The organism is Sphingobacterium sp. UME9, assembly GCF_014170215.1.
Classification (GTDB): Bacteria; Bacteroidota; Bacteroidia; order Sphingobacteriales; family Sphingobacteriaceae; genus Sphingobacterium; species Sphingobacterium paramultivorum.
The window spans coordinates 109,290-123,696 of the sequence record NZ_LZZP01000011.1 but is presented as its reverse complement, the minus strand read 5'-3'; the positions used below and the strand labels follow the sequence as shown (position 1 = coordinate 123,696).

Genomic DNA, 14,407 nt, shown 5'->3' with positions numbered 1-14,407 from the left:
AAATATTTTGAATAAATACTATTCGCATGAAAAAAAGAACAGCCTCTTATAAGCTAGCAATTATCCTTGCCGTATCCTTATGCGCAAACTCGGCCCGGGCGCAATTGACCTATCCTCCGGAAACACAAAAGTGGGATGCGGACCAGCTGGGTAATCATCGAGCAGTGCTGCAGGTAAACACGGATCAAAAGGAGGTGCAGGTTACTATTCCGTGGCGAAATCGCTGGGTTGAGGCAAATCAGCAAGTTATTATCGTCGACAGTGCCAGCAATAAGCAAATCGCACCCAGCTCTTATCTTTGGATGAATACGGAATCTGGTGGACTACGGTTTAAGCCGATTTCCGGAAAGGGCGTTTACTATGTCTATTATTTACCGTATCAGATGGGTGGCCGCAGCCGCAATTATCCGGATGCAATTTATCTTAAAAATGCCGTTTCAGCACCAGCGAAAGTTGCACAGCATGCGGCAGGAAACTCAAAAGGAGTTACTGTTGCACGCTTTGATGCCGTAGATAAATACAATAGTAATGATCCGATGGAACTGATCGCGAGTGCCGAAGAAGTGCGAGGCTTTGTGAACAGAAATGCGAATGCCGCTTATTATCTTTTTCCTGAATTGCGAGAGTTTCCGATTAAAATGGAAAGCAATCTTCCGCAACGCTGGCTTATGAAAGGTAAAGCCATGAATAAGTTGCAGGGCACAGGGCAGAAAGGTGAATTTTATGCATTTCAACTCGGGGTATGGTCTCCAAAGCAGGACCTCCATGAAATTCAAATTTCTTTCTCGGATTTTAAAGCAAGTGATGGGGCTATTATTCCCGCGAATAGCCTGAATTGTATCAATACCCAAGGTACGGATTATACCGGAAAAGCAATGGCACTCCAGGTTGATATACCAAAAGATAAGGTTCAGGCTCTGTGGTGTGGTATACAGATTCCGGAGGTCACTGCAAGCGGAACTTACCATGGCGTGGTTACCGTAAAGCCAAAAAATGCAGTAGCGAAACAGGTCAATGTGGAAATAAGGGTTTCAGATGCTTCAGGTGATATATCCGGTGTTGATCAACCATGGAAAATGACGCGACTACCATGGCTCAATTCGACATTGGCTCAAAAAAATACAGTGGTTGCGCCTTATACAGCTATTGAATTAAAAGCGGACTCTACCTTACATATTTTAGGCCGCGAGGTGAAACTCCATGCGAGTGGTTTTCCAAAACAGATCAGCACGTTTTTTACGCCCGAATTGACTGAAATATCGTCCAAGGCGAATAACCTCTTATTCGAACCGCTTCATTTTCATTTTTATAGTGCTTCAGACGGAAAGGAAATTCAACTTAAACCAAGCGGGATCCGATTTGAAACCAAAAGTGACGGTGAATATAGTTGGACGGCCAAAAATGAGTCTTCCGATCTGACAATGGAAGTAGAGGGTAAATTGGAATTTGATGGTTATATGCATTATGTGGTCAAGCTGACGGCGCTAAAGGACCTGTCATTAAAAGATGCCACGATGCATATCCCGATGATGCCCGATAAGACGGATTATTTTATGGGACTCGGGCAAAAGGGAGGAAAGAGGCCCGAACAGCTTACCTGGAAATGGGATGTAGCCCATAAAAATCAGGATGGTGGTTGGATAGGTGCTGTAGATGCCGGACTCCAGTTTTCACTCCGTGACGAGCATTATTCTCGGCCACTCAATACGAATTTTTATCTTCAAAAGCCGCTTGTGCTGCCACAGTCCTGGGGTAATGAAAATAAAGGGGGAATTGATATTGGCCTGAAAGGAAAATCGGTTTTGGTCAATAGTTACAGCGGAGCCCGTGAACTCAAAAAAGGCGATGTGCTTTATTACAATTTTAACCTGCTAATTACCCCTTTTCACCCGATCAATACGGAAGCGCAATGGAATGAACGGTATTACCATGCCTATAAACCCGTTGATTCTGTTGTTGCAAGTGGATCTAATGTCATCAATATCCATCATGGAAATGAAATAAATCCATATATCAATTATCCGTTTATTGCGACAAAAGAAATGAAGCAATATATCGATCAGGCACATGATAAGGGGTTAAAGGTCAAGATCTACAATACCGTTCGTGAGGTTTCAAATCGGGTTTATGAGCTCTATCCATTGCGTAGCCTGGGCACTGAGGTGTTTTCACCTGGAAAAGGAGGCGGATATTCCTGGTTGCAGGAGCATGTGGGTAAAAATTATATCGCTGCATGGTATGTTCCCCAATTTAAAGACGCGGCTATTATCAATAGCGGAATGAATAGATGGCACAATTATTACGTCGAAGGCATGAATTGGCTGGTAGATCATATCGGTATCGATGGGATTTATTTGGATGATGTTGCCTTTGATCGGGTAACCATGAAAAGAATAAAACGTGTACTGACAAAAAATGGCAAACCTGGTCTGATCGATTTGCATTCGGCAAATCAATATAATAAAAGTGATGGATTCAATAATAGCGCGAATCTGTATCTGGAGCATTTTCCGTACATCAATAGATTATGGTTTGGTGAATACTTTGACTACGAGAATAACCAACCTGATTTTTTCCTTACCGAGGTGAGCGGCATTCCGTTTGGTTTAATGGGTGAAATGCTACAGGATGGTGGAAATCCTTGGCGGGGTATGCTCTATGGCATGACTAATAGGATGCCTTACCAAAAATTGACACCTGCTGATCTATGGAGAGCGTGGGATCAATTTGGTATCAAAGGGAGTAAAATGATAGGTTATTGGTCGCCAAATATTCCTGTTAAAACCGATCATGATAAGGTTCTTACAACTGTTTATAGCCGTGCGGGCAAGGCGATGGTAGCTATCGCTAGCTGGGCGGATGGTGATGTGGATGTAAAATTGGCCATTGACTGGGAAAAATTGGGGATTGATTCTGGAAAGGCAAAATTATCCGCACCATTAATCCCTAATTTTCAAAAGGGAGCGCAGTATAAATTGGGCGATGCGATTCCGGTAGAAAAGAATAAAGGACTTTTGTTGATTATTGAATAGCAGTACGATAGCACTACAAGGTGCAATTTATCATAGGCTTTTTGTTGATGTAAAGATGCAAATAACCTATGATAGATTAATTTATTTTGAAATTCGGTGAAGTAATGGCTTACATGACGGATTTAATCACATCGGACAAATCAACGATTTGGGGAATGCCATTAAAATTGTGAAATTTTTAAATTAAAACGCCAATGAAAAAGTGGATTATGTTATGGGCAATGGGCAGCTGTGTGCTAGGAGTTTTTGCACAGCATCCGGCAAAGGTTTCTGAGGTTAAGAAACGTTATGTAACCTATCCCTTTACGGATCCGGATCCCATAGCTTCAGCTCAAAAGTTGTATCCTTATTTCCGCTTTGACGGTTTTACAAATACGGCTATTGAAAAGGACTGGAAAACCGTTATCCTGGAAAACGATTATATTCGGGTACAGGTGATGCCAGAGATCGGTGGGAAAATTTGGTCGGCCTATGATAAGGTCAATAAGCGGGACTATATTTACAACAATGGCGTTGTGAAATTTAGGGATATTGCCATGCGGGGACCATGGACGAGTGGTGGTATCGAAGCTAATTATGGTATTATTGGACACACGCCCAATACTTCTACACCGGTGGATTACCTTACGCAGGAAAATGCGGATGGAAGCGTAAGTTGCTTTATCCACGCTTATGATATGCTGAGCCGTAGTAACTGGACCTTGGAGATCCGATTAGAAAAAGACAAAGGTTATTTTTCTACACGCTCCTTTTGGTATAATGCCAATGCGGTTGAACAACCTTATTATACCTGGATGAATCTGGGTGTTGCTGCGGGACAAGATCTGAAGTTTTTGTATCCCGGAAATCAATATATCGGTCATGATGGCGATGCGCATGCCTGGCCTATCGATAGCCAGGGACGGGATCTTTCTAACTATAGCGAGAATGCTTTTGGTAGTTCTAAATCATATCATGTATTGGGCGCGCATAGCAATGCTTTCGGGGTTTACTATACAGATCATAATTATGGAATGGCCCGTTATGCCCTCCGTGAAGATAAATTAGGGAAAAAGATATTTCTTTGGTCGCAGGCTGGAGATGGCAAGATCTGGGAAAATTTACTGACTGATCAGAGTGGGCAATATGTGGAAATCCAAAGTGGACGTCTGTTCAATCAAAATGTTCCTTCCAGCAGCCAGACCCCCTTTAAACAGCTTGGTTTTGCGCCTTATCAAAGTGACAGTTGGACGGAATACTGGATGCCATTTTCAGGGATAGGAAAACCGAAGGAGATACAACTGTCAGCAGCAATTCAGATAAAACGTGAGAACAATACGCTATTATTGGATCTTGATCCAAAGCGACCTTTAAAAGATAGTATATATGTGCTTGATAGCATAGGTACTGTATTAAATCGAAGTTTTATTGAAGCCCAATTGGGCGAACCTACCAGATTATCCTTGGTTGTAGCAACCGACTCAAGACCTCGCTATCTGAAATTGGGACAGGATTATTTTAATCTCAGAACGGATACATCTTGGTCAAAACTGAATAGACCCACTGTAATTTCAGCGGAAGTAAGCTTAGATACGGGGCAGACCAAATTATTGGAGATACGTGATCTCATTCGTTTTAGGCAATATACGCTTGCGGAAGTAAAATTAAAGGAACTGATCCAGCATGGCGCTACTTCGCAGACCTACCTTGAAATGGCCAAACTGGCCTGGTTTAAAATGGAATATGAGCAATGTTATGCCTATGCCCGGCAAGCATTGTCTATGGATACTTATGATGCACAGGCAAATTATTACTATGGTTTGGCAGCAATTAAGCTAAAAAAAGATAACGATGCTTTAGATGGTTTTGAAGTCGCTTCATTAAATCCAACTTGGCGAAGTGCTTCCTTTGTGCAAATGGCCAAATATTACTATCGGATTAAACAATATGAACGTGCAGGAGATTATATCGCAAAAGCTGTGGTTGCCAATCCGCTAAATATAGATGCCTTGCAGATGGACGTGTTGGTTCAGCACAAAAAAGGAGCTGTAACAGATCGTCTTTCCCATCAGACAATTCTCCAATATGATCCGTTTAATGCTTTTCTCCAATTTGAGGAAAAGAAGACATTTTCATCCAGGCAAGAGTTTGCCGCTGAAAAGCTGATGGAACTGGCGATATGGTATGCTGATCTTGGAGAATCTGAATCTGCCACCGATCTACTCCGCTCGGGACAGAAGAATACGGAAGCTTTAATTTGGCTAGCTTGGCTGACGCGATCGAATAAGTCGATCAGTCAGGAATGGTTAAATCGGGCAACGCAAAGTAAGCCCGCTTTTGTCTTCCCATTTCGAGAAGAAAGTAATCAGGTATTCCAATGGGCAAAAGAGAACAGTAAAAGTTGGACTATCGATTATCTGACTGCACTATTGTATCGTTTCAGGAATCAACCCCAAAAAGCAAGAGAGATTTTGTCGGCAGTAGCGCAGGAGCCAACAGATTTTGCGGCCTATTATGCACTGAAATCAAGTTTGCAAGATACGAGCCGCATAGATTTGGCGGTACAGATGATGCAGCAGGCAACCTTGATGGAACCACAAGAATGGCGATATGGGCTACATTTGGTGGAGCTCCTAAACAATAGTCAGTCTTATAAAGAAGCGCTTAAGGTGAGTACAGCATATCATCGCAAATTTCCGAAGAATTATATACTAACCTTGACACAGGTACGTACATTGTTATTGGGGAAAGAATACATGCGGGCTGAGAAAGAATTGGAAGAGGTGACGATACTTCCATTTGAAGGCGCAACTGAAGGCCATCGGTATTATGTACAGACCAAATTAATGTTGGCCTACCAATTTATCCTTGAAAAGAAATATAAAGAGGCAAAATTGAAAATTGCGGAATCGAGATTATGGCCTATGAATTTGGGCGTTGGTGAGCCTTATGCCGATGAAAAAAATGAAATATTGGCCGACTGGCTTGAACTGCATTTGCAGCAAGGGAATAATCAGGGAAATCCAGATCTTTTGAAAAAAATTGCCCAGAGTAAACCTTCAAAAAACAGGTATGAACTGATGCTTCGTGAACTTGCAGAAGAACAATTAAAGCTGTCGAAAGGGGAAGGATCTGCCGCGAAGAAGGATGATTTAAAAGGAATTATTCCTTCGGATCATGATCTTCTCAAGCAGATTAAAGAAGGAACCCTTGCAAGTTATTGGCCGGTATTGATCCGAAAAATCTATTTTGAACAGGATCAACGTTTATTCTGATGACAGAAGGGAGAATGAAACAGACGTTAATCATAAAGGAAAAAAGTCGGGATGGCCGGATTTGAACCGACGACCTCCAGCACCCCATGCTGGCGCGATACCGGGCTACGCTACATCCCGTTTATTCCAATTTGATCGAAAGTCGTATTTAAATAGGACGATTAGCTGGAATAATTTTTTGGTAGGGCTAAAATAATAATTATTGACAAAAAATAAAATGTAAATACGAAAAAACGCCATTTGATTTAGAATGGCGTTTTTCTTCGCTAATAGATGCTGATTAGAACTTATAACCGACCATAATGCCGATAGTTTTATTTTTTGCATCTAAGGTTTTGTCGATACTCGTAAAACCATGGCTGTAATAAGCATCTAATGTAAGGTGACTGATATCTACACCGATCCCCACTCTGCCATCGAATGAAAATTTCTTATAATCGGTATTTGCGCTGGACTTCACTGTTTTTACATCATAGTTTAACTGCGGCCCCAATAGCCCACGGAGGTTGAAGTCGCCATTTTCCAAAAATTTATAGCCGACCTGTAATGGTAGATTTATTTGATAGAATTTAGGTGTTTTCTGCACATTTTCGAAGGTATATTCTTTACGCAACAGACTGGCACCGATTCCAGGCTGGAAGAAAACGCGATCTCCTATACGGGCAAATCCTGCTACAGATACGCCGACTTTGCCATTATTATCTTTGACAGACTTGTTACCAAAGGAACTCATATGATAGTTGCTTCCGACCTGTAAACCATAAGTGATATCTTGCGCTTGTGTAGTACCTGCAATTCCTAATAATGTCAATCCCAACAGGGCTACTTTGAATGTTGTTTTCATTGTCAAATTATTTTTTGTGATCAATTGTATGTTGTTCTTTCCTTTATGACAATGGAAAATCCGTATACCCTTAGAAAAAAAAATATTTTATAAAATAGATGGCTTACCTTTAGTCGTCACAGACGCCTTTTTATAAAGTTTCTTGGGTAAATATCATTTGACAGATGGGAGGATGTACCGTACTCACCATAGCATCTATATGAAAAGAAATACGAATAGGGATAAATAAGGGATTTGAAATCATATGGTGCATGTATTGAAGTTGAAATTAAAAAAAGTGAAAAATTTGTAAGGGTAATAGTCTATTGGGGTGTCTTACTAATAGAGCGGATTATTTAAACAATAGAATTGATCAATGTCGGAAAATAAAGAGAAGAATTTTGAGCAGCTATTTCGGGCGCACTACAAAGAGTTACATCGTTATGCCTACCGGTATCTAGGCGATAGTGATGTGGCGGAAGAGGTTGTGCAACAGGTGTTTTTGCGGCTTTGGGAACGCGATTGGGAGGAGCAGATACATACTTCATTAAAAGCGTATTTATATCGGGCTATTTATAATGAAAGTATGAATGTGCTGAAAAAAGAGCAACGCAAGCTAAAATATCAATCCCACGAACAGCATAGACAGGATTTTGTACCTGCGGTTGATGAAAGTACGCGGGATTTGGACGAAAAGCTACAGGTGGCATTGGCGGAATTACCTGAAAAAAGCCGGACGGTCTTTGAGTTAAGCCGTTTTCAGGAAATGAAATATAAGGATATCGCAGTAACCCTGGATCTGTCGATAAAAACTGTTGAGGGACATATGAGCAAGGCACTGAAGCATTTGCGTGTCGAACTTATGGATTATTTAACATTGATTATTTGCTTTCTTATCTATACGCTATGAATAAGGAACTGTTAGAAAGATATATCATTGGTGAGACCAATGAAGTAGAGAATATCATGATACAAGGTTGGTTAGAAGAAGACGCTAACAATAAGGAGGAGTACATAAAAATGAAAAAAATGTGGGATAGTTTGCCCAAACCCCTGGATGTTCCTGATGTGAACGTGGATAAGGCTTGGGCTGACTTCAAAATTGTGCGAGATAAAAGAGCGGCAGAAGCTGCGGTAATCCCCCTAAAAAAGACTTCTGTAATTCAATGGAGCTGGTGGTTAGCAGCCAGTATCTTGGTCTTTTGTGCAGTAGGATTCTATGTGTTTGATCAATCTCATCGTGAGGAAATGTTTGTTTCGAGTATGGAGCAAGTACGACAAGATTCCCTACCTGACGGTTCGGTAGTTACCTTAAATAAAAATACGGAACTGGCTTATTCAAGCAGATGGACCAATAAAAATAGAAATGTGGCATTGAAGAGAGGGGAAGTGTTTTTCCAGGTTCACAAGGATAAAAAACATCCCTTTGTCATTGAGACAGGTAAAACCAAAATTACGGTATTGGGCACCAGTTTTAATGTGCGCCGAACATCAGATGCGACGGAAGTTATTGTTGCTACAGGATTGGTTAAAGTCGGTTATGCAAATAAGGAAGTCTTTTTGCGACCACAACAAATGATTACAATCCGGGATAGTGATACAATAAAAGTAGGAAAGGAACCTGTCAAGGATCAATTTTATAAATATTACGTGGATCGTGTGTTTGATTTTGAGAATACCCCATTACAGCGTGTTGTTGAGTTGCTAAATCAAGCTTATGCATATAAGATTATTATTGACCATCCTGCTGATCAGAAATTATTATTGACAGCAAAATTCGAACAAAATAGTTTAACTGAAATTTTGAAAGTCATTTCTAGCACATTTGGATTAAAAGTAAATGTGAAAGACAGAGAGATTCATCTGACGAGGTGAGCCAACAGATAGATATATTTTCAGAACAAAATTGTATAGAAAACAACATGATACTATTTTTTATAAAGAGGGTAGAGCTTTATCTCTTAATTTTAATGCTGTGTTCGTTCCATTTGGGAAGGGCACAGCAAAAGCTCGCTGCAGCGATTCAAATACCAGCCTTTCCAGAGACTACTGTAGGCGAAGTTTTTCGCTTGTTGAAGGAGCAGCAGGATGTATTGTTCTCCTTTAATGGAAATATCCTACAGACAGACAGTGTGATTCATACTAAGGCCTTCAAAGGGAATTTGTATGATTATCTGGATCGGATTTTGGGAAAGGAATATAGTTTTAAAGAACTTGGAAGGCATATTATTATTCAATATACACCTCAGCGGATGTCCGTGGAGTTTGAAGTGAAGACACCTAATAAAAACAAAGTTGTTATAGCGGGGTATATCAAAAATATTCGGACTAATAATCCGATTTCCAATGCCAGTATCTTTGATCGAAGTGCTTTATTGTCTACGTTGACGGACCAAAATGGCTACTTTGAGTTGGACGTAAAGAAAAAAAGTAATCTCATTGCAGTGAACGTTAGTAAGGAGGCTTTTCGGGACACCAGTGTTATGGTGATTTTTCCGATAGAAGCGCAAATTGGCGATAAGAAGAAGCGTGAATACGGCTATTTTGAAGGGTATGAAGAAGATCATGGTCTTTATCGATCTTTTTGGGGACGGGTATTTCTGTCTCCTGCCCAAAAGATCCAAAGCATGAATTTAGGCGGGATGTTTTTGTATAGCCCATACCAAATTTCGATGACACCGGGATTAAGTACACATGGTTTTATACAATCGCAAATTGTGAATAAATTTTCCATAAACATTATTGGTGGATCTACTGCGGGGGTAAAAGGTATTGAGCTTGGTGGCGTATTTAATATTAATCAATATGATATGCAAGGCTTGCAAATGGGCGGTGTTTTCAATGCCGTTGGGGGAAGTGTGCGTGGCGTACAACTTGCCGGTGTAGGAAACCGTGTGTTCGGAGAAATGAAAGGTTTGCAAATGGCAGGCGTCTTCAATGGTGTGGGAGGAAATGTAAGTGGGGTACAGATCGCCGGTGTGGGAAACCATGTTTCCGGGGAAGTGAAAGGTCAGCAAGTAGCGGGTGTTTTTAACAAAGCGGATACGGTTAGAGGTGTTCAAATCGCTGGTGTTGTAAATTTAGCCAATGAGGCTCCAGGAACGACACAGCTTGCTAGCATACTTAACAATAGCGAATCGACTGTTGGAAGTCAAGTAGCAGGCATCGCCAATAAAGCAAAAAAAGTAAAAGGATTTCAATTGGCAGGTATCGTTAATATTGCTGATAGTAGTGATTATCCCATTGGTCTGCTTAATTTTATTAAAAATGGTGAGAAGAGTCTTTCAGTAGCGGTCAATGAGGATAGCTATCTCGGACTACAATTTCGTTCAGGTGGTCGGGTACTCTATAGTATATTATCGATCAATAGGGCACTCGATGGCAACAGACCGGATAAATATGCCTTTGAAGCAGGTTTAGGTGCAGTATTGATCAATAGGACCAAGTTTAGTCTGCGTACGGAAATAGCTACACGTAATTATCTGACAGAGAAATTTAAAAGCCTGGATAATCATCAGTCGTCGCTGCGGGTAATTCCGGCGTTTAAACTAAGTGAGCGCATGTCTATATTTGTTGCTCCCAGCCTGAACTATGCGGAGAGGGATGAAAATACAATTTCTGGTGGTAGCACGGTATGGCGAGCTTGGCGGAGAGACCGTACACGAAATACATTTTATGGAGGTGGAATGGCAGGTCTTATGTTAAAATTATAAAACTAAAAACTATTTGGCAATAGCGTTGTTCTATAGATAGCTTTTAAACATTTAACATTTTACGTAAACGCCCTATATCAATCTGATAGAGGGCGTTTATCTTTGTATAGCGGATGAAAGAACAGTGTTTAAGCGACTGTTGCAGTCTTTAATACATTACGGTAAGGATAAGAATGGAAGATGTGTCTGCGAGCAAATCGACCTAAAGAATCTGCGTTTACAAATTTAATATAGTCATTCCGCTGAACACCAAAATATTCATATTGACTGCCGTCGTGAAAAGTGACTGTCAATATTTGTCCTTTCCAGTCAATATCCTGAATACCAGAATTGGTAATTGTCTCCGTGTAGATCGGTAACTGTTGCTCTAATGTTTCCGGACAGATGCTTACCAGGAAATGGTAGGCTTCAATCATTTCCACACTTTTTTGCTCTGCAGCCAAACGACCTTCTTCATCATTGACAAATTTATCTGGATGACATTCTTTCATGATTGTCCGGTAGGTAGATTTTAGGGTTTTAAGATCCACAGATTTCTCTACGTTAAGTAACTTCCGGTAGTCGGCAATTTTTTTCATGGCGGCAAAGATATGCTTAATAATCAGATTATTCGTTATGAAATATGAAAAAAACTTATTTCTTCAACAAGGTTTTTACATAGAGCTGTTCAACCTTCTCTCTAGCCCAAGGTGTTTTCCTTAAGAAAGTTAGGGAAGATTTGACACTCGGATTGTCATTGAAGCATCGGATGGATATGCGTTGTCCCAACTCTTCCCAACCATAATACTCCACTAAATATTCAATGATGGTGTCGAGCCTTTTTCCGTGTAATGGATTATTAATTTGTTCTTGCATGTCGTAAAGATAATAATCTTCAAATTATGGATTGCGCTAATTTTTATGGTTTGGATGAAAATGGAGCAGAACTTAATGGGTATTAATATTCATTAAGTTGTGTTGCCAGCTTTTCTAGTTCTAAATTGAGCTGTTCGTCCCAAATTGCTCCCGTAGCATCCAGCTTTCCTTTGACTCCTTGTATGAGCAGATTTCTTTTTTCGTCAATTTGAGCTCCTAGTCCCTGCAGGATACGTTGTAGTTCAACATGTGCTGTTTCGCCTTGCGCTGCTGCGGTAATGATACTAACGGGCTTATCGGTGAAAACCGTAGTTGCTGCGCACCACTCGAGTAGATTTTTTAATCCACTGGGCACACTGAAAATATATTCGGGGCTGCTTATCAATACGATGTCAGCATCATGAATTACCTGACGGAGTGCAATAATTTCAATAGGTGGATGGGACTGGCTCTCTTCAGGATCAAAATGAGGCAGTTCTTTAAGGCGGTCAAATAGGGTGAAATGGATATCGGCATTAATCTCCTGTTGGAGGTGACTTACAATATGATGATTGGATGAATGTGCACGGGCACTACCTACAATGGCAAAAATAGTTTTCATGTGAGTTTAAATCTAGTCAACGGCTGTATACTGCTGCTTTGTTTTTACTTTTTATATTCTTAATGAAGGAACTAAATTACAATATTCAATTCAAACGATTTACTTTGTTCTTCGCTTCAATGTAATTTTTCGTTTCTTTCTCCTTTTACCGATTAAGTTTATACTTTTGGAACTGAGGACTTATATTAGCTTTTTTCGGATTATATGCTTTATTATGAGAAATAAAATGGGGTACCGCTTATTGTGGGAGCGTATTCGTACTGGAGACGAGACGGCTTTCTTTGATCTATATGCGGCGCTCTATCAAGAGCTTGTTAATTTTGGAATACGCACCTGTGGCGACAGTGACTTGGCAAGTGAAGCAACCGATCAGGTATTTGTTAAAATTTGGGAGAAAAGAGAACAGCTAGATCGGGTAGAAAATGTACAGTCCTATCTCATTACTTTTTTAAAAAGACGTATTCTACGTCTACTGGAGAAACAACATAAAATAAATACCGCCCTTCAAAATGTAAAAGCGGAAGATGATTGGGTTGAGATGCCTTATGAGGAGTTTGTTATCAAAGTACAGACGAATGAAATTATACAGATCCGTTTAAAGGAAGCGTTGGAGAAGTTGTCTTTTCGTCAGAAACAGCTGGTGAATCTGAAGTTTTTTGAGGGCTATTCCTATGAAAAAATAGCTGAAACTACGCAGATGTCCGTGAAAACTGCCTACAATACGCTTTATGACGCTTTAAAGATTCTGAGGGAGGAATTGAAAGATATTTAAGTTTAATTTGTTGTTCTCCCTTTGAAGATTCAATAATCGCATAGAAATGCGCTTAAATCTATTGTAAAATGCCATCCTTGTATTTTCTTTAAAAAAATAATAATCTGAATTTCAGGTTTTTGTGAAATATTTTAAATTTTCTTTAGGCAAAATAACTCCTTTCGGGCACTATAGAGTAAATACCCAAAAGAATGAGCCAAAAAGATTATAAACAGTTAGAAGATTTTTTGATTGACGATACCTTTCAAAAGTATTGTTCGGGAGAAGATAAGAACTGTATTCTCTACTGGCAACAATATAGCCTGAACCATCCAGAACAAGCGGAGACGATTCTGAAAGCCAAACGCCTATTTCAACTCTTGGTTGGCAACCGTAGACCTGTGAATGAGCAATTGGAAAAATTGAAGACAGATCTGCAGAATGCTCCAGTAGAACATCGCTTGCCCTATCGGTTTAACTGGCCTAAATGGGCAGCCATTGCTGCTGTGTTTGTCGCTTTGGTATCGGGTGGTGTTTGGTATTATGCTCAACCGGGCAAAGTTGATACGACATTACCAATAAGCGCAATTGGCCAGGTGTATCAAACAAAAAATGGTGAAAAAAAGACCTTCGAATTAAGTGACGGAAGTACTGTTACGTTAAACTCTGCGAGTAAACTGGAGTTATCGGCAGATTTCAATCAGGAATTGCGTGTGGTGCGGCTTGCGGGTGAAGGTTATTTTCAGGTGGCCAAGAATAAGGATAAACCTTTTGTGGTACAAGCATCTGATTTTGATATCAAGGTCCTGGGAACAACATTTAATGTGAAGAGTTATTCCGATGAACCTACAGCAGAAGCACTGCTTGTAGAAGGTTCGATTGAAATGACGAGCAAAGGACAGCGTGAAAATTCTGTTGTCATCAAGCCGAATCAAAAAATCACGATCTTTAAGAATCAAGCTGAAATAGCAGTCGCTCGTAAAACCAATAAACCAACAGCGAGCAAATTACCGATTAAGGAGATTGCCATAGAGAACATCCCTACAGTAGAATCCAATACAGCTGAAATACCAGATATTGCATGGCGTGAAAATAGATTAGAAATCGTGGACCAAGATTTTGAATCGCTTCGCCGGACATTGGAACGCTGGTATGATGTGGATATCCAAATCCAAAATGATCAATTAAAACAATACCGTTTTACGGCAACTTTTAGTAGGGAGAATATTACTCAGGTACTGAGTGCTTTACAGAGCGTTGAACCTTTTAAATTTAATGTATATGGGAGAAAAATAACTATATCAGAAAAGTAAAAAGGATGGTGGACCAACACCATCCTTCATTGAAAAAATGATTAACCAAAAGCAGCAACATTGGG

Annotated in this window: 11 protein-coding genes and 1 tRNA gene; 7 read left to right on the top strand and 5 right to left on the bottom strand. The window is 40.2% G+C overall.

Annotated features, from left to right (window positions below; all coding sequences use genetic code 11):
• The first annotated feature begins 26 nt into the window (after positions 1-26).
• Positions 27-3,032: a glycoside hydrolase domain-containing protein gene (locus A9970_RS17440; RefSeq protein WP_182983217.1), complete on the top strand. Its 3,006-nt coding sequence runs from the start codon at positions 27-29 to the stop codon at positions 3,030-3,032.
• A 194-nt stretch (positions 3,033-3,226) separates the two neighbouring features.
• A complete protein-coding gene (locus A9970_RS17435; protein WP_182983216.1) occupies positions 3,227-6,286 on the top strand; it encodes a DUF5107 domain-containing protein in 3,060 nt (1,019 codons plus the stop codon).
• 46 nt (positions 6,287-6,332) lie between these two features.
• Here A9970_RS17435 and A9970_RS17430 read toward each other — a convergent pair.
• Positions 6,333-6,406, bottom strand: a tRNA-Pro gene (locus tag A9970_RS17430).
• A 160-nt stretch (positions 6,407-6,566) separates the two neighbouring features.
• Positions 6,567-7,130: a porin family protein gene (locus tag A9970_RS17425; RefSeq protein WP_088160652.1), complete on the bottom strand. Its 564-nt coding sequence runs from the start codon at positions 7,128-7,130 to the stop codon at positions 6,567-6,569.
• A 355-nt stretch (positions 7,131-7,485) separates the two neighbouring features.
• Between A9970_RS17425 and A9970_RS17420 the strand changes: the two genes are divergently transcribed.
• From A9970_RS17420 to A9970_RS17410, 3 genes are read left to right on the top strand one after another with little or no spacing between them, the layout of a single operon-like run.
• Entirely contained in the window at positions 7,486-8,019 is a 534-nt protein-coding gene (locus tag A9970_RS17420; protein ID WP_182983215.1) for an RNA polymerase sigma-70 factor, read from the top strand.
• A complete protein-coding gene (locus tag A9970_RS17415; RefSeq protein WP_182983214.1) occupies positions 8,016-8,984 on the top strand; it encodes a FecR family protein in 969 nt (322 codons plus the stop codon). The genes A9970_RS17420 and A9970_RS17415 overlap by 4 nt, the downstream gene beginning before the upstream one ends.
• A 47-nt stretch (positions 8,985-9,031) precedes the next feature.
• Positions 9,032-10,822, top strand: coding sequence for a hypothetical protein (locus tag A9970_RS17410; protein WP_182983213.1), 1,791 nt, complete (start codon positions 9,032-9,034; stop codon positions 10,820-10,822).
• Positions 10,823-10,950: 128 nt separating this feature from the next.
• Here the strand turns inward: A9970_RS17410 and A9970_RS17405 are convergent, their stop codons facing one another.
• The 3 genes from A9970_RS17405 to A9970_RS17395 all read right to left on the bottom strand — a co-directional run bounded on the left by A9970_RS17405 (position 10,951) and on the right by A9970_RS17395 (position 12,278).
• Positions 10,951-11,400: a KTSC domain-containing protein gene (locus tag A9970_RS17405; RefSeq protein ID WP_153845034.1), complete on the bottom strand. Its 450-nt coding sequence runs from the start codon at positions 11,398-11,400 to the stop codon at positions 10,951-10,953.
• 55 nt (positions 11,401-11,455) lie between these two features.
• Positions 11,456-11,677, bottom strand: coding sequence for a VF530 family DNA-binding protein (locus A9970_RS17400; RefSeq protein WP_120336572.1), 222 nt, complete (start codon positions 11,675-11,677; stop codon positions 11,456-11,458).
• An 82-nt stretch (positions 11,678-11,759) separates the two neighbouring features.
• Positions 11,760-12,278: an NADPH-dependent FMN reductase gene (locus A9970_RS17395; protein ID WP_153845032.1), complete on the bottom strand. Its 519-nt coding sequence runs from the start codon at positions 12,276-12,278 to the stop codon at positions 11,760-11,762.
• A gap of 214 nt (positions 12,279-12,492) precedes the next feature.
• Here A9970_RS17395 and A9970_RS17390 point away from each other — a divergent pair, with 214 nt between their 5' ends.
• Both A9970_RS17390 and A9970_RS17385 read left to right on the top strand, forming a co-directional pair.
• Positions 12,493-13,050: an RNA polymerase sigma factor gene (locus A9970_RS17390; RefSeq protein WP_075991650.1), complete on the top strand. Its 558-nt coding sequence runs from the start codon at positions 12,493-12,495 to the stop codon at positions 13,048-13,050.
• 191 nt (positions 13,051-13,241) lie between these two features.
• Positions 13,242-14,342: a FecR family protein gene (locus A9970_RS17385; protein ID WP_182983212.1), complete on the top strand. Its 1,101-nt coding sequence runs from the start codon at positions 13,242-13,244 to the stop codon at positions 14,340-14,342.
• The last annotated feature ends 65 nt before the right edge of the window (positions 14,343-14,407 follow it).